General features: G+C 75.3%; 18 protein-coding genes. 13 read left to right on the forward strand and 5 right to left on the reverse strand.

What is annotated here, in order from left to right:
- The first annotated feature begins 136 nt into the window (after nucleotides 1–136).
- Together EDD39_RS34490 and EDD39_RS34495 are read left to right on the forward strand one after the other, a co-directional pair.
- Nucleotides 137–2,692: a carbohydrate-binding protein gene (locus EDD39_RS34490; protein WP_123563548.1), complete on the forward strand. Its 2,556-nt coding sequence runs from the start codon at nucleotides 137–139 to the stop codon at nucleotides 2,690–2,692.
- Between the two features lie 84 nt (nucleotides 2,693–2,776).
- Entirely contained in the window at nucleotides 2,777–4,429 is a 1,653-nt protein-coding gene (locus EDD39_RS34495; protein WP_123563549.1) for a glycoside hydrolase family 13 protein, read from the forward strand.
- Between the two features lie 70 nt (nucleotides 4,430–4,499).
- Here EDD39_RS34495 and EDD39_RS34500 read toward each other — a convergent pair whose 3' ends face one another.
- A complete protein-coding gene (locus EDD39_RS34500) occupies nucleotides 4,500–5,684 on the reverse strand; it encodes a GDSL-type esterase/lipase family protein (RefSeq protein ID WP_123563550.1) in 1,185 nt (394 codons plus the stop codon).
- A 112-nt stretch (nucleotides 5,685–5,796) separates the two neighbouring features.
- Entirely contained in the window at nucleotides 5,797–6,918 is a 1,122-nt protein-coding gene (locus EDD39_RS34505; protein ID WP_123563551.1) for a universal stress protein, read from the reverse strand.
- A gap of 219 nt (nucleotides 6,919–7,137) precedes the next feature.
- Between EDD39_RS34505 and EDD39_RS41715 the strand changes: the two genes are divergently transcribed.
- Together EDD39_RS41715 and EDD39_RS34515 are read left to right on the forward strand one after the other, a co-directional pair.
- Nucleotides 7,138–8,283, forward strand: coding sequence for a C40 family peptidase (locus EDD39_RS41715; RefSeq protein ID WP_244257462.1), 1,146 nt, complete (start codon nucleotides 7,138–7,140; stop codon nucleotides 8,281–8,283).
- Nucleotides 8,284–8,343: 60 nt separating this feature from the next.
- Nucleotides 8,344–9,039, forward strand: a complete 696-nt coding sequence (locus tag EDD39_RS34515) for an aspartate/glutamate racemase family protein (protein WP_123563552.1) — start codon at nucleotides 8,344–8,346, stop codon at nucleotides 9,037–9,039.
- A gap of 82 nt (nucleotides 9,040–9,121) precedes the next feature.
- Here EDD39_RS34515 and EDD39_RS34520 read toward each other — a convergent pair whose 3' ends face one another.
- Entirely contained in the window at nucleotides 9,122–9,484 is a 363-nt protein-coding gene (locus EDD39_RS34520; RefSeq protein WP_244257463.1) for a DUF4190 domain-containing protein, read from the reverse strand.
- Nucleotides 9,485–9,631: 147 nt separating this feature from the next.
- Here EDD39_RS34520 and EDD39_RS34525 point away from each other — a divergent pair, with 147 nt between their 5' ends.
- The 4 genes from EDD39_RS34525 (at nucleotide 9,632) to EDD39_RS34540 (ending at nucleotide 12,806) form a co-directional block, all read left to right on the forward strand.
- Nucleotides 9,632–10,852 carry a sensor histidine kinase gene (locus EDD39_RS34525; protein WP_123563553.1) on the forward strand — a complete coding sequence of 407 codons (1,221 nt, stop codon included), beginning with the start codon at nucleotides 9,632–9,634 and terminating at the stop codon, nucleotides 10,850–10,852.
- On the forward strand, nucleotides 10,849–11,526 hold the full coding sequence (locus tag EDD39_RS34530; RefSeq protein WP_425269800.1) for a response regulator transcription factor: 678 nt from the start codon (nucleotides 10,849–10,851) through the stop codon (nucleotides 11,524–11,526). Before EDD39_RS34525 ends, EDD39_RS34530 begins: the two co-directional genes overlap by 4 nt.
- Before the next feature lie 88 nt (nucleotides 11,527–11,614).
- Nucleotides 11,615–12,532: a squalene/phytoene synthase family protein gene (locus EDD39_RS34535; protein WP_123563554.1), complete on the forward strand. Its 918-nt coding sequence runs from the start codon at nucleotides 11,615–11,617 to the stop codon at nucleotides 12,530–12,532.
- A 28-nt stretch (nucleotides 12,533–12,560) separates the two neighbouring features.
- Nucleotides 12,561–12,806, forward strand: a complete 246-nt coding sequence (locus EDD39_RS34540) for a hypothetical protein (RefSeq protein WP_123563555.1) — start codon at nucleotides 12,561–12,563, stop codon at nucleotides 12,804–12,806.
- Between the two features lie 11 nt (nucleotides 12,807–12,817).
- Here the strand turns inward: EDD39_RS34540 and EDD39_RS40000 are convergent, their stop codons facing one another.
- Nucleotides 12,818–13,333 carry a hypothetical protein gene (locus EDD39_RS40000; protein WP_162870310.1) on the reverse strand — a complete coding sequence of 172 codons (516 nt, stop codon included), beginning with the start codon at nucleotides 13,331–13,333 and terminating at the stop codon, nucleotides 12,818–12,820.
- On the reverse strand, nucleotides 13,264–15,099 hold the full coding sequence (locus EDD39_RS42410; RefSeq protein ID WP_208765733.1) for a sigma-70 family RNA polymerase sigma factor: 1,836 nt from the start codon (nucleotides 15,097–15,099) through the stop codon (nucleotides 13,264–13,266). The genes EDD39_RS40000 and EDD39_RS42410 overlap by 70 nt, the downstream gene beginning before the upstream one ends.
- A gap of 192 nt (nucleotides 15,100–15,291) precedes the next feature.
- Here EDD39_RS42410 and EDD39_RS34550 point away from each other — a divergent pair, with 192 nt between their 5' ends.
- From EDD39_RS34550 to EDD39_RS34570, 5 genes are all read left to right on the forward strand, one after another.
- Nucleotides 15,292–16,821 carry a UDP-N-acetylglucosamine 1-carboxyvinyltransferase gene (locus tag EDD39_RS34550; RefSeq protein WP_123563556.1) on the forward strand — a complete coding sequence of 510 codons (1,530 nt, stop codon included), beginning with the start codon at nucleotides 15,292–15,294 and terminating at the stop codon, nucleotides 16,819–16,821.
- A gap of 213 nt (nucleotides 16,822–17,034) precedes the next feature.
- On the forward strand, nucleotides 17,035–18,453 hold the full coding sequence (locus tag EDD39_RS34555) for a pectinesterase family protein (protein ID WP_208765734.1): 1,419 nt from the start codon (nucleotides 17,035–17,037) through the stop codon (nucleotides 18,451–18,453).
- 38 nt (nucleotides 18,454–18,491) lie between these two features.
- Nucleotides 18,492–19,946 carry an RICIN domain-containing protein gene (locus EDD39_RS34560; RefSeq protein WP_123564039.1) on the forward strand — a complete coding sequence of 485 codons (1,455 nt, stop codon included), beginning with the start codon at nucleotides 18,492–18,494 and terminating at the stop codon, nucleotides 19,944–19,946.
- Between the two features lie 88 nt (nucleotides 19,947–20,034).
- On the forward strand, nucleotides 20,035–20,826 hold the full coding sequence (locus EDD39_RS34565) for a helix-turn-helix domain-containing protein (protein ID WP_123563558.1): 792 nt from the start codon (nucleotides 20,035–20,037) through the stop codon (nucleotides 20,824–20,826).
- 108 nt (nucleotides 20,827–20,934) lie between these two features.
- Nucleotides 20,935–22,386 (forward strand): MFS transporter, encoded by a 1,452-nt coding sequence (locus EDD39_RS34570; protein WP_123563559.1) that lies wholly within the window; start codon nucleotides 20,935–20,937, stop codon nucleotides 22,384–22,386.
- Nucleotides 22,387–22,401: the final 15 nt, after the last annotated feature.

The raw sequence follows: 22,401 nt of genomic DNA on the forward strand, positions 1-22,401 counted from the left end.
CCTCCCGGGGACGGCACCGCCCCCCACCGACCCGGCGCCGGCCGAAGCAGCCGCTCGACCCGGCCGGCGCCGCCGCACCACCCCCCCCACCCCCACACCGGGAGCCGTCGCGCCCCGGTCACCTTCGGGAGCCCACGTGTACCCTGCACCCGGCACGTCCCGCACCACCAGAACCACCAGGCCCGCCGCCCTCGCCGCGGCCGTCGCGCTCCTCGCCGGCCTCACCCTGTGGACGCTCGCCCCCGGCACCGCCCGGGCCGCCTCCGTCGTCCTGGAGGCCGAGTCCGCCGCCAGCACCGGCGGCGCCGCCGCGGCCGCCGACCACGCCGGGTACACCGGTACCGGCTTCGTCGGCGGCTTCACCGACGGCAACAAGGGCACGGCGAAGACCTCCTTCACCGTGCAGGCCACCACCGCCACAACCGCCACCCTCGCGGTCCGGTACGCCAACGGCACCGGCTCCGCCAAGACGCTGACGCTTCTGGTCAACGGCGCCGCCGCCGGGCAGGTCACGCTGCCCGCCACCGCGAACTGGGACACCTGGGCGACCGTCCGGCAGGACGTCGCCCTCGACTCCGGTGCCAACACCGTCGCCTACGCGTTCACCGCCGCCGACAGCGGCAACGTCAACCTCGACAACCTGACCGTCACCACCGGCACCACCGGCACCACCACGCCGGGCGGCACGCTGGAGGCCGAGTCCGCCGCGCTCTCCGGCGGCGCCGCCGCGGCCGCCGACCACGCCGGGTACACCGGCAGCGGCTTCGTCGGCGGCTACACCGACGGCAACAAGGGAACCGCGAGGACCACCTTCACCGTCACCTCCGCCACCGCGGGCAGCGGAACGGCCGACATCCGGTACGCCAACGGCACCGGCTCCGCCAAGACGCTCACCCTGCTGGTCAACGGCGCCGCGGCCGGGCAGGTCACGCTGCCCGCCACCGCGAACTGGGACACCTGGGCGACCGTCCGGCAGCCCGCCACCTACGCCGCGGGCAGCAACACCCTCGCCCTGGCGTTCACCACCGCCGACAGCGGCAACGTCAACCTCGACAGCCTCACCCCCACCACCCCCACCGGCAGCACCGCGCCCACCGACCCGGGCACCCCGGGCGCCGATCTCCCCTACACCGGCTACGAGGCCGAGGCCGGAACCACCAACGGCACCGTCCTCACCCCCGACCGCACCTACCTCGCGGTCGCCTCCGAAGCCTCCGGCCGCAGCGCCGTCAGGCTGGACCGGACCGGCCAGTACGTCGAGATCAAGCTCACCGCCCCCGCCGACGCGATCAACCTGCGCTACTCCCTCCCCGACAGCGCCGACGGCACCGGCCAGGACGCCACCCTCAGCGCCTACGCCGACGGCCAGGCCCTGGCCGGTCTGCACCTGACGTCCCGTTACGCCTGGGTCTACGGGGCCTACCCGTACACCAACAACCCCGCCGACGGGCAGCCGCACCGCTTCTTCGACGAGACCCGCGCCACCTTCGGCCGCACCCTGCCCGCCGGCACCGTGCTGCGCTTCCAGAAGAACGCCGCGGACACCGCCGCCTCCTACACCCTCGACCTGGTCGAGGCCGAACAGACCGGCGCCGCCGGCACCCTGCCCGCCGGGTACGTCTCCGCCGCCGACCTCGGCGTCACCCCCGACGGCCAGGACGTCACCGCGGCCCTCGGCAACGCGCTGGCCGCGGCCAGGAACCAGGGCAAGGGCCTGTTCCTGCCGGCCGGCACCTACGTCGTCTCCGACCACGTCGACCTGTCCGGCGTGAAACTGCGCGGCGCGGGCGTCTGGTACACCGTGCTGCGCGGCACCGGCCTCAAGGGCGGCCTGTACGGCACCGGCGGCACCAGCACCGTCGAGGACCTGGCGATCGACGGCCAGAACACCGTCCGCGACGACGCCAACGGCCAGGCCGGCATCGAGGGCGACTTCGGCACCGGATCCGTCATCAGGAACGTCTGGATCCGGCACACCAAGGTCGGCCTGTGGATCAACGCCCCCACCAAGGGACTCCAGGCCAGCGGCCTGCGCATCCGCGACACCTACGCCGACGGCGTCAACCTGCACGGCGCCGTCGACAGCACCGTGGTCTCCGACAGCAGCATCCGCGGCACCGGCGACGACGCCCTCGCCATGTGGTCCGACGGCGCCGCCGTCACCAACAGCGCCTTCCGCCACAACACCGTCCAACTGCCCACCCTCGCCAACGGCGCCGCCGTCTACGGCGGCAGCGGCAACAGCGTCGAGGACAACCTGATCTCCGACACCGTCACCGCGGGCGCCGGCATCACCGTCTCCAGCCGCTTCGGCCAGCCCTTCACCGGCACCACCACCGTCTCCGGCAACCTGCTGCGCCGCACCGGCAGCCTGGAGGTCAACTGGAACTCCCAGCTCGGCGCGATCTGGATCTACGCCGACCAGAGCGACCTCACCCGGCCCGTCGTCCTGAACGACAACACCGTCCAGGACTCCACCTACAGCGCGCTGCTGCTCTCCTGGCAGAAGCAGGTCGCCGACCTGCGCGTCGACGGACTGGTCGTCGACCGGACCGGCCACCACGGCATCGAGGTCAACGCCACCGGGCAGGGCACCTTCGCCAACACCCGGATCAGCGGCACCGCCGACGCGCCGCTGAACGTCACCGGCGGCTTCACCGTCCAGCGCGGCACCGGCAACACCGGCTGGTAGCACCCCCGCACCCCGGACCCGCCCGCACCCCCCGCCGGGCGCGCGGGCGGGCCCCCGCACCGTCCACGAACAAGGAGACCCCCCGTGAACACGCCCACCGCCCGCCCCGCCCAGCCCTGGTGGCGCACCGCCGCCATCTACCAGGTCTACGTGCGCAGCTTCGCCGACGGCAACGGCGACGGCGTCGGCGACCTCGCGGGCGTGCGCAGCCGCCTGCCGTACCTGCGCGACCTCGGCGTGGACGCCCTCTGGTTCAACCCCTGGTACCGGTCCCCGATGGCCGACGGCGGCTACGACGTCGCCGACTACCGCGACATCGACCCGCTGTTCGGCACCCTCGCCGAGGCCCGCGAACTGATCGCCGACGCCCACGAGCACGGCCTGCGGGTCATCGTCGACCTGGTGCCCAACCACTGCTCCGACCAGCACCCCTGGTTCCGCGAGGCGCTCGCCGCCGCGCCGGGCTCCGCCGAACGGGAACGCTTCTGGTTCGCTCCCGGGAAGGGGGAGAGCGGCGAACTGCCGCCCAACGACTGGCAGTCGTACTTCGGCGGCAACGCCTGGACCCGCACGGCCGACCCGGACGGCACCCCCGGCGACTGGTACCTGCACCTGTTCGCCCCCGAGCAGCCCGACCTCAACTGGGAACACCCCGAGGTGCGCACCGAGTTCGAGTCCGTCCTGCGGTTCTGGCTGGACCGCGGCGTGGACGGCTTCCGGATCGACGTCGCCCACGGCCTCGCCAAGAAGCCCGGCCTGCCCGACGTCGGCCCCGACCCCGACGTCACCGACCTCCCCTACCAGGACGTCGACGCCGTCCACGAGGTCTACCGCTCCTGGCGCAAGATCACCGACGGCTACCCGGGCGAGCGGGTCTTCGTCGGCGAGGTCTGGCTCCCCACCCCCGAACAGTTCGCCCGCTACCTGCGCCCGGACGAGCTGCACTCCGCGTTCAACTTCGAATTCCTCTGCTGCGCCTGGGAGTTCGACGCCGTGAAGGACGTGGTCGACGCCACCCTGGCCGCCCACGCCGAGGTCGGCGCCCCGCCCACCTGGGTGCTCTCCAACCACGACACCATCCGGCACGTCACCCGCTACGGCCGCGAGGACACCTCCTTCGACATGGGCAACAAGCGGCTCGGCGCCCCCACCGACCGGAACCTGGGCCTGCGCCGCGCCCGCGCCGCCGCCCTGCTCACCATGGCCCTGCCCGGCGGCGTCTACGTCTACCAGGGCGACGAACTCGCGCTCAGCGAGGTCGAGGACCTCCCGGACGAACTGATCCAGGACCCCACCTTCGTCCGCTCCGGCGGCGCCGACCGCGGCCGCGACGGCTGCCGCGTCCCGCTGCCCTGGACCGCCGACGGCGCCTCCCTCGGCTTCTCCCCGGACGGGGCCGCCGCCCCGTGGCTCCCGCAGCCCGCCGACTGGGCCGGCCGGAGCGTCGCCGCCCAGGACGCCGACCCGCACTCCGCACTTACCCTCTACCGCACCGCCCTGCGCCTGCGCCGCACCGAACTCGCCGCCCTGCCCGAGACCCTCACCTGGCTGCCCGCCGACCCGGGCGCCCTCGCCTTCACCCGCGACGGCTCCTTCGCCTGCCTCGTCAACTTCACCGACCGGCCGCTGCCCCTCCCGGAAGGCAGCACCGTCCTGCTCACCAGCACCCCGCTCGACGACACCCTCCTCCCCCCGGACACCTGCGCCTGGCTGCGGCTGCCGGCCACCGACAGCTGACGTCCCCCGCCCCGCAGGCCCGGCCGCCCGCCACGACCGTCGACTTCGGCGGGGCGGGCGGCGGCGGTGGTCAGGGGCGCGGGGCGAGGGCCATGTCGGCGGGTCCCTTGCCGGGGGTGTTGGTGCAGCGGTGGTCGGCGGCGTCCTGCTCCAGTTGGAGGCTCAGGCAGGTCCCGAGGGCCTGCTGGCCGAAGCTGTCGGGGTGCAGGGACTCCTGGAGCTGGCCCTGGCCGACGCCGCTGGTCACGAAGCGGACCCACTCGGCGGTCTCGCCGGTGGGCGGGTTCCCGGGGTCGGCCTGGCGGGTGCCGGTGGCGCAGACCTCGCGGCCCTCGAAGGCGCGGGAGAGGTCGAGGAACTCCGCGCCGGCGTCGTGGGCGGCCCCGGCGAGGGTGGCGCTGATCTCGGGCACGAGGTCGTCGTGGGCCCAGGTGAGGTCCCGGTCGAAGAACGGGCAGCCGCCCTGGGTGAGGCGGTCGTACTTCTCCCCGGGGTAGCGGATCCGGGCGGCTTCGGGCAGCGGGGACGGGTAGGACTGCAGGACCAGCCGGTAGGAGCCGGGCGCGTGCCCGGCCCGTTCCAGCGCCGCCTTCACGTCGGCGAGGGTGTCGGCGGCGGCCTGCCGCACGCCGGGCAGCCGCTCCTGGACGGTCTTCGCGGCGTCGGGGGCGCACGGGGAGCCGCCGAAGGGCTTGACGAACTCCTTCGTGCAGTCGGTGATGATGTCGGAGAAGCCGAGGTCGTTGCCGCCGATGGACACCACCACGGCGCGCAGCGGCTGCCCGTTCACCGCTGCCTGGAGCTGTCCGGCCTGCGAGGGCTCGCCCTTGAACGGCTGCCCGCCGTGCTCGGGCAGCTTGACGGCGCTCGACGTCGCCCCGGAGCAGGCCAGGTTGAGCTTGCGGACGTCGAGCGCCAGGGACTGCACCTCGGCGACGTCGGAGCGGTTGCAGCCACTGTCGTAGGAGGCGCCGTACACCCGGTGCGGATCGCTCTCGTCGGTGGCCGCGTCGTGGGCCCGGTCGGTCCTGGACCAGCCGTCCGCCGGTTCGTTGCTGTTGCCGGCCCAGCGCCCGGCCTCACCGGAGATGAAGCTGTCGCCCAGCGACACCACCCACGGCGCGTCGGCCGCGGGTGCCTCGACGACGGAGGCGCGGGCGGGGGCCAGGCCCGTCGCGGTGGCCACGCACACGGTGGCGGCCAGGGCGGCGAGCGTCCGGCGGTACCGGGAAGGGGAGGAGGGGGAGGGAGTCATGCCAACGGTGTCGGCATGCGGCGGGAGAAGGGATACGGGCAGCTGGTGATTCGTATCCGAATGGGTCAACAGAGTTGAGGCGGAAGGGTGGTTGGCACGCGGGCGCGGCGGGTCAGGGCTGGGGGACGAGGACCACCGGGGCGGGGCTGTTCCGGACGGCGGCGTGCGCGACCGGGCCGAGGCTGTGGCCCAGCAGGTGCGGGCGGCGGCCCAGGACCACCAGGTCGGCGTGCTCGGCGGCGGAGAGCAGCCCGCCGGCGGCGCCGCCGAGGCGGGCCTCGACGACCAGTTCGACCTCCGGGTGGGCGGCGCGGGCGGCGGCCAGCGCCCGGGTCAGGTCGGCCTCGATCCGCGACGCCTGGTCGTCGGCGTCGGTGTCGGGCGGCAGCCAACCGGGCGTCGCCGACCAGAACGGCATCAGCTCCCAGCCGTGCACGGCCCGCACCCGCCCGCCCGAGCGGGCCGCCTCGGCGAGCGCGAACTCCACGGCGGGCAGCGAGGATTCACCCGCCACACCCACCACGATCTCGGCCGGGCCGGGGCTCGGGGCGACGGCGGTGGCGGAGTGCGGGGCCGACGCGGACAGTTCGCCCTCCAGGACGGCGGCGGGGGACGGGCTCGGGGCAACGGCAGTGGCGGTGGCAGTGGCGGTAGCGGTGGTGGATGACGGGTTCGCCGGGGCGGGGCGGGGAGCCGCGGTGGCGGGCGGTACGTCTTCCGGGACGGTGGCGGGGAACGGGTTCGTCGCCGTGGGGAGGGGGTTCTCCGGAGTGGGCAACTCGCCTTCGATGAGCGGGAGTTCGTCCTCCGGGGCGTCCGGCTGCTCCCGGACCAGGGCCACTGGGCAACTGGCGCGGGCGGCGACGGAGAGGGCCACCGAGCCGCCCAGGAGATCGGCCAGTGCGCCGGGGCCGTCGGAGCCGAGGACCAGGAGGTCGTACTCGACGGAGGCGTCGACCAGAGCGTCGGCGGTGTCGCCCGCGGCTGCCTGGGTGGCCACCGTCAGGTCTGGGTGGGCGGCCAGGACCTCCCGGGCCACGGCCTCCAGGTCGCCGTGCTCGGCCCGTCGGACCGGGTCGGTGGTGGGGCCGTCGGGCTCGGAGGGGCCGAGCCAGGGCCAGACCCGCAGCACGGTCAGTTCCGCGCCGTGCCGGGCGGCTTCGGCACCGGCCCAGTGCACGGCGGTCCGGGACCGCGGGGAGCCGTCGTAGCCGGTCAGGATCTGCTGGGTCATGGGTTCGCGTCTCCTCTCGGACCGGACGGCCGCCTGCCGTCCGTGGCGACGGTCGGCTACCCCGGGAGGCGGCGGGCATGCGGGGTACGGGTGTTGCGGGTGGGGCTGGGCCGGGCGGGTGAGCGTGCCGGTTCCGGGCGGTGAGGTCCCCGGGGGCGGTGGGGGCGGGTGCCAGAGTGTCCGTGGTTCCGATCATCAGACCGAGGACGGTGGATTTCGGTGTCCCGTGGCACACCCCGGTCCTGGCGGGCTGCGGCCCTGCTGGTGGCAGCGTTCCTGTTCGTTCCGGCGGTGCCGGCCGCGGCCGAACCGCCGCCGCCGCCGGCCGGGGCGGGCGAGGACCCGGGGGGTTCCGGGCCGACGGGGGCGGGACAGGAGCTCGACCGGCTGGCCCGGGACGTCGCGGCGGCCCGGCACACCGCCGAGGCCGCCGAGCAGCAGTACACGGCCGCCGCAGGGGAGTTGGCGCAGCGCCGGAAGGAGTCGGCGGACGCCGCCCGGCAGGCCGACCAGCAGCGCGGGCGGCTCACCGAGGCCGAGACCGAGGCGGCCCGGCTGGTCGCCGAGCAGTACCGCAACGGCGGACTCGGCTCGCTGGCCCGGCTGTTCCTCGCCGACCGGCCCGAGGACTTCCTCGACCGGCAGCAGCGCGCCGCGTCCGACTCGCGCAGCGCCGCGGCCGTGCTGCGCGACCTGCGGGAGGCCCGCAACCGGATGGTGCTGCTCTCCGAACGGGCCGGGCAGGCCGAGCAGTCGGCGTCGGCGGCCGCAGACCGGGCCCAACGGGCCCTGGAGCAGGCCCGGCAGGGCGCCGCCCGGACCGAGCAGGTGCTGGCCGCCGCCACCGCCGAGCAGCTCGGCCGGCTCGACCAGTGGGAGAGCGCCCTCGCGGACGGCGCCGCCCGGCAGTTGGCCGCCGCCGCGAACGCCGCGGGCCCCGGCGGCGGGGCGTCCGCGGCCGGGCGGCGGGCCGTCGACTTCGCCCTCGCCCAGCGCGGCAAGCCCTACCTGTGGGGCGGCACCGGCCCCGACGCGTTCGACTGCTCCGGCCTCACCTCGCAGGCGTGGCGGGCCGCGGGCGTCCCGATCCCGCGCACCAGCCAGCAGCAGTGGGCGGGCCTGCACCACATCGCCCTGCGCGACCTGCGCCCCGGCGACCTGGTGATCTACCACGGGGACGCCGGCCACGTCGCGCTCTACCTGGGCGGCGGCGCCGTCGTGCACGCCCCGCACACCGGCACCGTGGTCAAGCTCGCGCCCGTCACCATGCTGCCGATCCTGGGGGCCGTCCGCCCCGACCCGGACGCCCCGCCGGAGCCGGCCCCGCCCGCGGCGGGGCCGGCGGCCGCCGTACCGCCCCAGTAGCACTGGCACCCGCCGACCCAGTAGCACCGGCACCCGCCGACCGGGTGGCAGACTGGCGCGATGAGGACCATCGGACTGATCGGCGGCATGAGCTGGGAGTCGACCGCCCAGTACTACCGGCTGCTCAACGAGTTGACGCGGGAGCGGCTCGGCGGGCTGCACTCGGCGAAGTGCGTGCTGTACTCGGTGGACTTCGCCGAGATCGAGCGGCTGCAGGCGGCCGGGCGCTGGGCGGAGGCCGGAGAGGTGCTGGCGGGGGCGGCCCGGGCGCTGGCGGCGGCCGGGGCCGACCTGCTGCTGATCTGCACCAACACCATGCACAAGGTCGCCGACCAGGTCGCCGCGGCGGTCGACGTGCCGCTGCTGCACCTGGCCGACACCACCGCCGCGGCGGTCCGGGCGGCCGGGCTGCGGCGGGTCGGGCTGCTGGGCACCGCGTTCACCATGGAGCAGGACTTCTACCGGGGCCGCCTGGCCGGGCACGGGCTGGAGGTGCTCGTCCCGGACGCGCCGGGCCGGGAGCTGGTGCACCGGGTGATCTACCAGGAGCTGTGCCTGGGCGTCGTCCGGGAGGAGTCCCGGGCCGCCTACCGGGAGGTGATCGCCGGACTGGTCGCCCGGGGCGCCGAGGGCGTCGTCCTCGGCTGCACCGAGATCGAACTGCTGGTCGGGCCCGCCGACAGCCCCGTCCCGCTCTTCCCCACCACCGCCCTGCACGCCCGGGCCGCGGTCGACGCCGCGCTGGCCGACGGCTGACGGGCGGGGGGCTGCAGGGCGGAGGGCTGCCGGGCGGGTAGCTGCCGGGCGGGTGACCGGTGGGCGGGTGGCTGACGGCCCGTCAGCGGTCGGACAGGCTGCGGCGGACGCACTCGACGTACTGGTGGAGGCCGTCGGGCCGGTAGCACTGCTGGGTGTGGTTCGCGTACCAGGCCAGCAGGACGGCGGCCAGCACGGACAGCGCCACCGCGGCCAGCGAGAGCAGCAGGCCGGCCACCGCGCGGCCCCGGCCGGTGCCGGTGCGGCGGGCGGTGCGCAGGGCGAACCCGGCGGTGACCAGGCCGGCCAGGCCGACCGGGCCGCCGACCAGGGCGAACGAGGTGAACAGGCCCAGGGCGCCCAGCAGCACGGCGGCCGTCGCCGGGGAGTTGGGGGCCGCTGCGGGGGCTGCGGGGTGTTCGGCGGTCGTTCCCGGGACGGGCATCGGCGGTCCTTCCGTACGGCGTCCGGCACTTCCGGACCGGACCGATCCTGGGGCACCGCGCCCCCGCCGCACCTCCCGACGGGGAGGGAACCCGGGCTCCCCCGATCGGGGGAGGGGACGGCCCGGCCCGGACGCCATACTTGCTCCATGACCTGGGCGATCGGGCCGTTGCTGCGCGGCTCCACCTACACCGGCACGCTGTTCGCCTTCCTCGGCGCGGCGGCCAGCGCCCTGCTGCTGCCGGTCGCGGTGCTGCCCGCGCTGGCGTGGGGCTCCGGCCCGTACGGGGCGCGGGCCGGGCTGGTGCTGGCGGGGTGGGCGGCGCTGGTGGCGCTGGCCGGGACGGCCCGCTCCACCCGGCGGGTGCTGGTGGCGGCGGCCCGCCGCCTGCTGGACGTCCCGCTGCCGCCGCCGTCCGGGGCGTTCGGCGCGGACCGGCGGCGGACCCCGCTGTGGCTGCTGCTGCACGCCGCGCTGGGCTGGGCCGCCACCCTGACGGTCAACCTGCTGCTGCTGGCGGCGCTCGCCCTGCCCGGGCGGTGGCTCGGCGGCGAACTGGAACTGTCGCTGTCCGGCCGGACGGTGCGCTCCGGCGACGGCTGGGGGAGCTGGGCCGCGTCCCTGGTGTGCGTGCTGCTGGCCGCGCTGGTGTGCGCCGCGGTCTCGGGCACGCTGCGCCGGCTCGCGCCCCGGCTGCTGGGACCCTCCCCGGCCGAGCGGCTCGCGCTGGCCGCCGCCCGGGAACGGCAACTGGCCGAACGCAACCGGCTGGCCCAGGAGTTGCACGACTCGATCGGGCACACCCTGACGGCGGCCACCATCCAGGCGGCGGTCGCGGGCGAGGTCCTCACCGGCGACCCGGCGGCCGCCCGGGCCGCGCTGCGCAGCATCGAGGAGTCCACCCGGGCCGCCCTGGCGGACCTCGACCACGTGCTGGGCGTGCTGCGCGAGGAACAGGCCGGCACCGCCCCGGTCCGGACCCTGGCCGACCTGCCCGAACTGCTGGAGCGGCTGCGGCACGCGGGCACCGAGGTGCGGACCGACCTCTCCGACGGCCTGGACCGGGTGCCGGGCGCGGTGGCCCGGGCGGCCTACCGGATCCTCCAGGAGGGCGTGACCAACGCGCTGCGGCACGGTGCGGACGGCCCGGTCCGGGTCACCGCGCTGCTCGCCCCCGCCGGGTGGCTGGAGCTGTCCGTGGCCAACCCGACCGGCCGCGGCCGGCGGCCCGCCTTCCCGGCCTCCGGCCACGGGCTGGCCGGCCTGGCCGAACGGGTGAGCCTGCTCGCCGGCGAGTTCCGGGCCGGCCCGGACGGCGACGGCCACTGGGTCCTGGCGGCCCGCCTCCCGCTCCGGACGCGGGGGTGAGCGCGGTGGCGGTGGCGCCCGCCGCCACGCTGCTGATCGCCGACGACGACCCGGTGACCCGCAGCGGCCTGCGGGTCCTGCTCGCCGCGCAGCCCGGGATCACCGTGGTCGGCGAGGCCGCCGACGGCCTGGAGGCGGTCGAACAGGCCCGGCTGCTGCGGCCGGACGTGGTGCTGATGGACGTGCGGATGCCGCGCTGCGACGGCATCGCGGCCACCCGGCGGATCCTCGCCGAGGTGCCGGAGCCGCCCAGGGTCATGGTGATCACCACGTTCGAGAACGACGGCCACGTCACCGCCGCGCTCGGCGCCGGGGCCAGCGGGTTCGTCCTCAAGCGCCTGCCGGTGGACCGGATCGCCCGGGCGGTGCGGACCGTCGCCGCGGGCGAGGAGATCCTCTTCCCGGCCGACCTGCGCCGGATGGTCACCGCCCGCCCGCTGGACTCCGGGCGGGCCCTGCCGGACGCGGGCCTGACGCCCCGTGAGGAGGCCGTGCTCCGGCTGATGGCCACCGGGCGCTCCAACCCCGACATCGCGCACGCGCTCACCGTCAGCCCCGAGACCGTCAAGACCCACGTCGGCAACGTCCTGACCAAGCTCGGCGCCCAGAACCGCACCCACGCTGTGGTCATCGCCTACGAATCCGGCCTGGTCGTCCCGGGCCTGCCCGGCTGAACCGCCCGGGCCGGGCGGCCCCGGGAACTGGCAGGATGGCCGCTCAGGAACGGGAACAGGGGCGGGAACGGCGGAAGGGCGGGGACGGGTGGGCGGCTGGGAGCGGGCGCTGGACGCGGCGGGGGTGCGGGAGCCCGCGCTGCGGGAGGCGTACGGGCGGCAGCGGGCGGAAGTGGCGGCGTACAAGCGGGAGGTCGCGCTGGCCGCCGGGCTGCTGCTGCCGCCCGCGACGCTGCCGCACGTAATCGCCGCGACCGCGTTCATGCACCGCACCGACGACCTGCTGGACAGCGGGCCGCCCGCCACCCGCCGGGCCGCGGCCGACCGCTGGCGCGCGGAGGTCGCCGCGGCGCTCCGGGACGGCCGCACCGACCGGCCGGACCTGCGGCCGCTGCTGAACAGCGTCGAGGCCCGGCCGGTGCTGCGCGGGCGGGTGCTGGACTTCCTGGCCGCCGCGGACGCCGACCTGGACTTCGCGGGCTTCGCCACCGAGGCCGACTACCAGGACTACCTGGACGGGTACTCGCTGCCGGGCTTCATGGTCGTCGCCGCGCTGCTCGGCCCGGACGGCGACCAGCGCGCCTACCTGGCGGCCTGCCGGACCTTCATTGACGCCTGCCAGCGGCTCGACTTCGTCAACGACCTCGCCGAGGACCTCGCCGGCGGCCGCCTCCCCCTGCCCCGGCAGACCCTGGCCGAGCACGGCGTCACCCGCGCCGACCTGGAACGGGGCGAGGCCACCCCGGCGGTGCGGGCCCTGCTCGGGGCGCTGCTGGACCGGGCCGACCGGGACCGGGCCGCCGGACGGACCCTCGCCGGGCTGGTGGCGCCCGCGCACCGGCCGATGGTCCGCTGCCTGGTCGGCGTCGAGCAGCTCACCGCCACCGCCGCCCGGGCCGACCCCGGCGCGTTGCTGCGCCGCCCGGCGAGCCCCGCCAAGCCCGCGCTGCTGCGGCTGCTGGGCCGCGAGTACCTGCGGGCCCGGCGGGTGCGGCGGGCGGACTGACGGGGCGTCAGGTGGTGGCGGGCGGCGGGTGGCGGGTGGTGATGCCGACCAGGGCCAGGGCCAGGTCGAGGCCGGAGCGGAACTGCTCGGGGTCGTCGTGCTCGCGCAGCTCGGCGGCGTCACCCTGATCGGCGACGCCGCGCGCGAGGCGGAGATGTTCGCGCGCAGCGCCGCCGAGGCGGCCGACGCCGCCGAACTGCACGAGCTGATGCTCGGCCCGAGCGCTCCGCACGGCCTGATCGCCCTGTTCGAAGGGGCGGGGGAGGGGTGCTGAGCGGCGGGGGCTCAGCCCGGGTGCTGTTCGGTCATGGTCGCCCCGGCCGCCGTCCGGGGCAGCAGAAAGGCGCTGCGCGGCAGGCCGCCGTCGGCCGGGCGCGGGCCCTCGGCGGCGGACGGCTCGGTGCCCTGGAACAGGTCGACCGGCTTGCCGTCCCAACTGTTGCCGCTGGAGCGGGAGTTCGCCCCGCGCTGGACGTCCCGGCCGTTGTCGAGGGCGGCGTTGGCGGTGAGCACGGCCGCCGCGTCCGGCAGGTAGAAGCCGGACAGCAGGTTGCGGAAGGCCGAGTTGCCGGTCAGCCGCAGCGCGCCCGGGTTGCCCTCGTCGTTGAAGCCCAGGCCGGAGTTGTCCCAGGCCGCGTTGTTGACCACCAGGTGCGCCACCGCGGCGCGGCCGTTGCCGCCGCCCAGGGTGAAGCCGTTGCCGTTGCCGTACGACCAGTTGCTGTCCACCGTCACCGGGCTGGTGAACCCGCCCAGGTCCAGGCCGTCGGTGGCGTTGGTGCGGAACCGGTTGCCGCGCACCAGGTTGCCCTCGCCCGAGCCGAAGGTGAGGCCCAGTCCGATGCCCGCCTTGCCGTCGGGGCCCGGTTGTCGAAGAAGTCGCTGTCCAGGACGGAGTTGCCGCTCGTCCCGGCGTCCCGCAGCAGCAGCCCCGAGCGGGCGTTGCCGTGGAACGCGACGTGCTGGAACACCGTGGAGCGGCAGCCGCTGCACACCCAGCCGTGCCCCTTCGCGCCGCGCAGCTCCAGGTCCCGGACGGTCCAGAACCCGCCGGTCTGGGTGACCGCCCAGGCCGAGGCGTCCAGCGCGGAGGCGTCCAGCACCGGGTGCTCGTCGCGGTAGCCGGAGAGCGTGATCCGCTGCCCGTCGGCGCCCGCCGTGCTGATGCCCACCGGCGCGGCCAGCCGGTAGGTGCCGCCGCGCAGCGCGATGCTCTGCCCCGGCCGGACGGCCGCCGCGGCCCGGGTCAGGGTGGCGAACGGGTGCGCCAGCGAGCCGTCCGCGTCGTCCGAGCCGTCCGGCGCGACGTACAGGTCCGCCGACGCCAGGCCCGGCCCGGCCGGGGGCGAGTCCGGCCCGGACCCGGCCGGGGACGCGGACACCGGGGCGGTGGCGGGCGGCGCGGACGCGCCGGAGAGCGCCTCGGCGGCGGCCGGGCCGTCCGCGACGACCGGGGAGGGCGAGACGGCCGGGACGGCCGGGACGGCCGGGGCGGCCGACGGGTGCGGGGCGGGGGAGTCCGCCGACCACGGCGCCAGCGCCAGCAGCACCGTGACCGCCACCGCCGCCGCGACGCCCGCCGTGGTCCAGGAGGCCGTCCGGGCCACCGCGCTGCCGCCGCCTGCCGTGCCACCGCCTGCTGCGCTGCCGCCGCCTGCCGTGCCGCCGCTGCCCGCTGCGCCGTTGCCGGTTGCCGCGCCGCTCCCGCCGCCGCTGCCGGCCGCTGCGCCGCCCGCGCCGGGGCCGGCCGTCGCGGCGGCCTTGCGCAGGGCGGCGCCCAGGCCCTCGGCGAGCCGGTCCGGGGCCAGCAGCACGCCCAGGCCGGGCAGCAGCCGTTCCGGGGCGACCAGCCCGGCCGAGCGGCCGCCGCACGCGGTGCAGGCGCGCAGGTGCCGGGCCAGCCGCTTGCGCCACACCGAGTCGGTCCGGCCGTCCCACCCTGCCGCGGCCTGTGCCAGTGCGGCGCAGCGCGGGTCGGCGTCGAGCGCCCGCACCAGTGCGCGGGCCAGCTCCAGCCGCTCCTTCATCCGCTTCAACCGGACGGCGGCGTGCGGCGGTTCGACGCCGAGCGCGTCGGCCAGCTCGGCCCGGTCGAGGTCGCCGAGCACCTCCTGCCACCACAGCGCGAGCAGGTGGCGGTCGGCCGGGTCCAACCAGGCGGTGGCGCGCACGAGTTCCCGGCGCTGGGCGGACAGTGCCAGCTCGGCGACGCTCCGCTCGGCGAAGTCGCCGTCCGGGTCGGGGGCGTCCAGCGCCTCGAAGCGGTGCGGCAGTTCGAGCACCCGGCGGCGGCCGTGCTCCTGCACCCGGCGGTAGGCGATCGCCACCAGCCAGGACCTGAAACGTTCAGGCTCGCGCAGTTCGGGCAGGCCGCGCACCGCCCGCAGCATGGTCTCCTGGGTCAGGTCGTCGGCCTCGCCCGGGCCGACCGCCCGGGCGACCAGGTGGTGCACCAGCGACAGGTGGCCGCCCAGCAGCCGCTCCAGCGCTGCCGCGTCCCCGGCCTGGGCCTCCGCCACCAGCCGCGGGACCTCGCCCTCCGGCTCCCGCCGACCGTCCGCACGCACCGCCGCACCCCTCCCCGTCCCGACCGACCTCATCGGGGTCCGCATCCTGGCATGCCCGCGCCCGGCCCGTAAAGCGGTTCGGTGGTGGGCCCGGCCGCAGCCGGCGCCGGCTGACCCGGGATCAACCGCCGGGAACACGCCGCACAACCAGCAGAGATGCACCACATCGCACAGGTGAGATATGTTCGCGCAGTGACCGAAGACTACCTCTCCCGCATCGGCAAGCTCGTCCGCGCCGCCCGCACCCACAAGGGCTGGACCCAGACCCAGCTCGCCGCGGCCCTCGGCACCACCCAGAGCGCGGTGGCCCGGATCGAGTCCGGCGGCCAGAACATCGGCCTGGACCTGGTCGCCCGGATCGGCGAGGCCCTGGACAGCGAGATCGTCTCGCTCGGCGTGGCCGGCCCGATGAACCTGCGGGTGGTCGGCGGCCGCACCCTCTCCGGCAGCATCGAGGTCCGCACCAGCAAGAACGCCTGCGTCGCCCTGCTCGCCGCCTCGCTGCTCACCACCGGCCGCACCACCCTGCGCCGCGCCGCCCGGATCGAGGAGGTCTACCGGCTGCTGGAGGTCCTCGCCAGCATCGGCGTGCGCCACCGCTGGACCAACGGCGGCGTCGACCTGGAGATCACCCCGCCCGCGCAGCTCGACCTCTCCGGCATGGACGAGGACGCCGCCCGCCGCACCCGCAGCATCCTGATGTTCCTCGGCCCGCTGCTGCACCGCGCCGACCGCTTCGAGATCCCCTACGCGGGCGGCTGCGACCTCGGCACCCGCACCGTCCAGCCGCACCTGTCCGCGCTGCGCCAGTTCGGCCTGCACGTCAGCGCCACCACCGGCAGCTACCGCGCCAGCGTCGACCGCGCCGTCTCCCCGCAGCGCCCCATCGTGCTGACCGAACGCGGCGACACCGTCACCGAGAACGTGCTGCTCGCCGCCGCCCGCCACCCCGGCACCACCGTCATCCGCAACGCCAGCGCCAACTACATGGTCCAGGACCTGTGCTTCTTCCTGGAACTGCTCGGCGTCGAGGTCGAGGGCATCGGCACCACCACCCTCACCGTGCACGGCAAGGCCGTCATCGACACCGACGTCGACTACGCCCCCTCCGAGGACCCGGTGGAGGCGATGAGCCTGCTCACCGCCGCCGTCGTCACCGACTCCGAACTGACCGTCAGCCGGGTCCCGATCGAGTTCCTCGAGATCGAGCTCGCCGTCCTGGAGGAGATGGGCCTGGACTGCGAGCGCGGCCCCGAGTACCCCGCCGCCAACGGCCGCACCCGGCTCACCGACCTGACCGTGCGCCCCTCCAAGCTGGTCGCCCCGATCGACAAGATCCACCCGATGCCGTTCCCCGGCATCAACATCGACAACCTGCCGTTCTTCGCCGCGATCGCCGCCTGCGCGCACGGCTCCACCCTGGTCCACGACTGGGTGTACGAGAACCGCTCGGTCTACCTCACCGAACTCGGCCGGGTCGGCGCCAACGTCCAGCTCATGGACCCGCACCGGGTCCTGGTCGAGGGCCCCACCCGCTGGCGCGCCGCCGAGATGATGTGCCCGCCCGCGCTGCGCCCCGCGATGGTCCTGCTGCTGGCCATGCTGGCCGCCGAGGGCACCTCGATCCTGCGCAACGTCTACGTGATCAACCGCGGCTACGAGGACCTGGCCGCCCGCCTCAACTCGGTCGGCGCGCAGATCGAGGTCTTCCGCGACATCTGACGCCTGCGGTGGGAGCCGACGCGACATCGCACCAGTGCTGTAGGGGCCGCCCGGCCGAAGCCGGGCGGCCCCGCCGCGTTCCCCGCCCCGGAACATCCGCCGGAAAACTCGCGGAAAAGTTTCCGTCATTCCGTCACTCCGCCCCCGTCTACCTGGGTGCTGCGGGCCGACCCGGCCGGCAGTTCGGGTTTCCCTGTACGGAGAGGCGGATCGATGTCCGGAAGACTGCGGGGCGCGGCGATGGCCGCGGCGGTGCTCGGCGCGGGGACGGTGTCGGCCGTCCCGGCCGCCGCGGCGACGCTGCCGGCGGCCGGGACGTACCAGTTGGCGGTGGTGAAGAGCGGGATGTGTCTGGACGTGCCGTCGGGTTCGACGGCGTCGGGGACGAAGTTGCAGCAGTGGGGGTGCGGCAGTGGGCAGGGCAACCAGCAGTGGCGGCTGACGCCGGTGTCGGCGGGTGTCTACCAGTTGGTGAACGTGAAGAGCGGGATGTGTCTGGACGTGCCGTCGGGTTCGACGGCCAGTGGTGTGCAGGTGCAGCAGTGGGGGTGCGGGGCGGGGCAGACCAACCAGCAGTGGACGCTGATGCCGAGCGGGTCGGGGACGTTCCAGGTGGTGAGCGTGCGCAGCGGTCTGTGCCTGAGCGACCAGGGGGCGTCCACGACGGCGGGGACGGCGGTGATCCAGGAGACCTGCACCGCCAACACCAACAAGCAGTGGGCCTTCCGTCCCGTCGGCACCGGCGCCGCGCCGACCGTCGCGCAGGACGGGACCGGCCGCTACACCACCGTGCAGGCGGCGGTCGACGCCGTCGGCACCGGCAACGCCAGCCGGGTGGTGATCACCATCAAACCCGGCACCTACCGGGAGAAGGTCACCGTCCCGGCGAACAAGCCGTACGTCACGCTGCAGGGGCTCGGCACCGGACCGGAGCAGGTGGTGCTGGTCGGCAACCGGAACGCCGGGACGTACGGGACGATGGGCAGCGCCACGGTGGTCGCGCAGGGCCACGACTTCGCCGCCGTGAACCTCACCTTCGGCAACGACTTCGACGAGAACAGCTCGGACACCGGCGACCAGGCCCTCGCGCTCTACCTGGACGCCGACCGGGCCCTGCTGGACGGCGTGCGGCTGCTCGGCGACCAGGACACCTTCCTGGTCAACGAGAGCGCCCGGACGTACGTGGTCGACTCCTACGTCGAAGGGACGGTCGACTTCATCTACGGCGGCGGCGTCGCCGTGTTCGACCGCTGCCGGATCCACGAGAAGCGCACCACCGGCGGCCCGGTCACCGCCGCCAGCACCCCGGCCGCGCGCGCCTACGGCTTCCTGTTCTACCGCTCGACCGTCGACGGGACGACCGCCGGGAAGACCCAGCTGGGGCGGCCCTGGCGGCAGGACGCGCAGGTGGTGTACCGGGAGTCGACGCTGACGGACACCATCGCCACCGCCCAGCCCTGGACCGACATGTCCACCAGCAGCTGGCAGAAGGCCCGCTACTTCGAGTACCGCAACACCGGCGCGGGCGCGGGCGTCAACGCCAACCGCCCGCAGCTCACCGACACCCAGGCCGCCTCGTACACCCCGCAGAAGTACCTGGCGGGCGCCGACGGCTGGAACCCCGTCCGATGAGCCGCCCCGGGACCGCCACACGAGAGAACACCACCACCATGGGAGGCACCACCGTGCGAGCCACCACCACCCGCCGTCTGACCGGGATCGCCGCGGCCCTGCTGCTCGGCGCGGGCGCCGTCTCGGTCGCCCCGGCCGCCGAGGCCGTCACGCTGCCCGCTGCGGGGACGTACCAGTTGGCGGTGGTGAAGAGCGGGATGTGTCTGGACGTGCCGTCGGGTTCGACGGCGTCGGGGACGAAGTTGCAGCAGTGGGGGTGCGGCAGCGGGCAGGGCAACCAGCAGTGGCGGCTGGTGCCGGTCAGCGGCGGTGTCTACCAGTTGGTGAACGTGAAGAGCGGGATGTGCGTGGACGTGCCGTCGGGTTCGACGGCCAGTGGTGTGCAGGTGCAGCAGTGGGGGTGCGGGGCGGGGCAGACCAACCAGCAGTGGACGCTGACGCCGAGTGGCTCGGGGACGTTCCAGGTGGTGAGCGTGCGCAGCGGGCTGTGCCTGAGCGACCAGGGGGCGTCCACGACGGCGGGGACGGCGGTGATCCAGGAGACCTGCACCGCCAACACCAACAAGCAGTGGGCCTTCCGTCCCGTCGGCACCGGCCGGACCTGGTCGAACACCGCGGACGGCTTCGCCGGCACCGGTGGCGGCACCACCGGCGGCGCGGCCGGTCCGACCGTCACCGTCACCAGCTACGCCGACCTGGTCAAGTACGCGACGGCGGACGGCCCGTACACCATCCGGGTCGCGGCGGCGGTCACCGCCACCCCCTACGGCCACGAGATCCCGGTCACGTCGGACAAGACCATCGTCGGCGTCGGCACCTCGGGCGAGGTCGTCCACGGCGGGTTCTTCCTCGGCACCGGCGTGCACAACGTGATCCTGCGCAACCTCACCATCCGGGACGCCCAGATGGCCGACGACGACCCGGACGACAAGGTCTACGACTACGACGGCATCCAGATGGACACCGCCGACCACGTGTGGATCGACCACAACCGGATCGAGCGGATGAACGACGGCCTGATCGACAGCCGGAAGGACACCAGCTACCTCACCGTGTCCTGGAACGTCATGGGCGAGGAGAACAAGGCGTTCGGGATCGGCTGGACCGACAACGTCACCGCCCGGATCACCATCCACCACAACTGGATCCACGACACCAACCAGCGCAACCCCAGCGTCGACAACGTCGCCTACGCCCACCTCTACGACAACTACCTGCAGAACGTCGCCTCCTACGGCAACCTCTCGCGCGGCGCCTCGCGCACCGTGATCGAGAACAGCTACTACGACCACGTCAACAACCCCTACTACAACGACACTTCCGCCGCCGCCCTGACCCAGCGCGGCAGCATCGTGGTCAACAGCACCGGCAAGCAGCAGACCAACGGCACCACCTTCGACCCGGCCTCGTTCTACTCCTACACCCTGGACCCGGCCGCCGACGTGCCCGCCCTGCTCGCCCGGTACGCGGGCCCGCAGAGCACCATCGGCTGACCCCGGCCCCTGCCGGGCCCGCCCCCGTCCGCGCACCGGGCGGGGGCGGGCCCGGCGTAGATTGGGGCCGGACGGAAGGGGGACGCCGATGACGGTGGACGCGGTCGAACGGGCGCAGGTGGGGCCGCTGCTGGCGCAGTGGCGGCGACGGCGCGGGATCAGCCAGCTGGAACTCGCCAACCTGGCGGGCGTCTCGGCCCGGCACGTCGGCTTCGTGGAGACCGGGCGCTCGCAGCCCAGCCGCGAGATGCTGCTGCGGCTCGCCGAACACCTGGACGTGCCGCTGCGGGACCGCAACACGCTGCTGCTGGCCGCCGGCTACGCCCCCGTCTTCCAGGAGAAGGCACTCGACGACCCGGCGATGCGGCCCGTCCTGGACGCCGTCCGGCGGGTGCTGCACGGCCACCGGCCCTACCCGGCGCTGGTGCTGGACGGCCGGCGCAACATCGTCGCCTCCAACGAGCCCTTCGACCGGCTGTTCACCGCGGGCGTCGCCCCGCACCTGCTGGCACCCCCGGCGAACGTGCTGCGCCTGGTCCTGCACCCCGACGGGATGGCCCCCCGGATCGTCAACCTCGGCCAGTGGCGCGCCAAACTGCTCACCGGCCTGGCCCGCCGCGCCGCCCTCGACGAACGCCTCCGCCCGCTGCACGAGGAACTGCTCGGCTACCCGTGCGACCAGCCGGTGCCCGAGCTGCACGTGCCCGGACCGGACGAGATCATGATCCCGCTCGAACTGCGCCACGGCGACCGGGAGTTGTCCTTCATCGGGACGATCGCCACGTTCGGCACCGCCCGCGACCTGACCATGGCCGAACTGATCATCGAGAGCTTCTTCCCCGCCGACGACCGTACCGCCGCCTACCTGACAGGTAGTTGAGGCACCCGGCGGCCCCGGGAAGAGTGGAGCCCGTACCGCGCCCCGCCCCCGCAGCCCGGGGCGGAGCGGCGCGGCCCTCCCGTCGCCTCCCCAGGAGCCTGCCCTCCCATGACCGACAGCACCACCGTGCCCACCGCCGCCCCGGCCGCCGCCGGGCCGCCCGGGCCGCACCGCGCCACCCTGCCGATCGTCCTCACCGGCGTCTTCCTCGGCGGACTCGACTTCTTCATCGTCAACGTCGCCGTCCCCGCCGTCCAACGCGACCTGCACGCCACCGACGCCCAGATCCAACTCATGGTCGCCGCCTACGCGCTGACCTACGGCGTCGGACTGATCACCGGCGGCCGGCTGGGCGACCTGTACGGCCGCCGCCGGATCCTCGCCCTCGGCATGGCCCTGTTCACCGCCGCCTCCGCCGCCGCCGGAGCCGCGCCCACCGCGGACCTGCTGATCGCCGGACGGGTGCTCCAGGGCGCCGCGGCCGCCCTGATGGCCCCCCAGGTGCTCGGCATCATCACCACCTCCTACCAGGGCCCGGCCCGGGTCCGGGCGGTCAGCTGGTACGCCGCCGCGTCCGGGATCGCCGCCGTGTTCGGCCAGCTGATCGGCGGCGTGCTGATCCGCGCCGACCTGTTCGGCCTCGGCTGGCGGGCCTGCTTCCTGGTCAACCTGCCGATCGGCCTGGCCGCCGCGACCGCCGCGGCCCGCCTGCTGCCCGAGTCCAAGGCCCCCGGCCGCCCCCGCCTCGACCTGACCGGCCTCGTCCTGGCGACCGCCGCCCTGACCGCGCTCTGCCTGCCGCTGATCGAGGGCCGCGAACAGGGCTGGCCGCTGTGGACCCGGCTGCTGCCGGTCGCCGCCCCGCTGCTGCTCGCCGCGTTCACCCTCCAGCAGCGCCGCCTGCGCCGCCGCGGCGGCACCCCCTCGGTCGACCTGGCGCTGTTCCGCGAACGCGCCTTCACCGCCGGACTCGCCGCCCAACTCGCCTTCTGGGCCTCGATGGCCTCCTACTTCCTGGTGTTCGCGCTCTACCTCCAGCAGGGCCGCCACCTCACGCCGATCGCCTCCGGCCTGGTCTTCAGCGCGCTCGGCGCCGGCTACGTCGCCGCCTCCGCCACCGCCCGCCACCTCGCCGCCCGGATCGGCCGGCACGCCATCACCGCGGGCTGCGCGCTGCGCGCCGCCGGACTGCTGCTGGAACTGTGGGCGGTCGCCGGGGACGGGCGGAGCCTGGGGTGGCTGCTGCCCGGCCTGCTGCTGGACGGCGCCGGCATGGGCCTGTCCTTCGCCCCGCTGACCGCCACCGTGCTGGCCCGCGTCCCGGCCGCGAGCGCCGGCTCGGCCGGCGGCGTGCTGACCACCGGCCTCCAGGTCGGCAACGCCCTCGGCGTCGCCCTGATCGGCCTGGTCTTCTACCGCGTGCTCGCCGACACCCCCGGCCCCGGCGCCGTCCCCGCCGCGTTCCGGGCCTGCCTGTGGTGCGTCCTGGCCGCCACCGGGCTGCTCGCCCTGATCGTCCAGGCACTGCCCGGGCGGCAGGCGGAGCGGCGACGGCCCTGACCGGAACCGCTCCGG

It is taken from the genome of Kitasatospora cineracea, from assembly GCF_003751605.1.
Classification (GTDB): domain Bacteria; phylum Actinomycetota; class Actinomycetes; order Streptomycetales; family Streptomycetaceae; genus Kitasatospora; species Kitasatospora cineracea.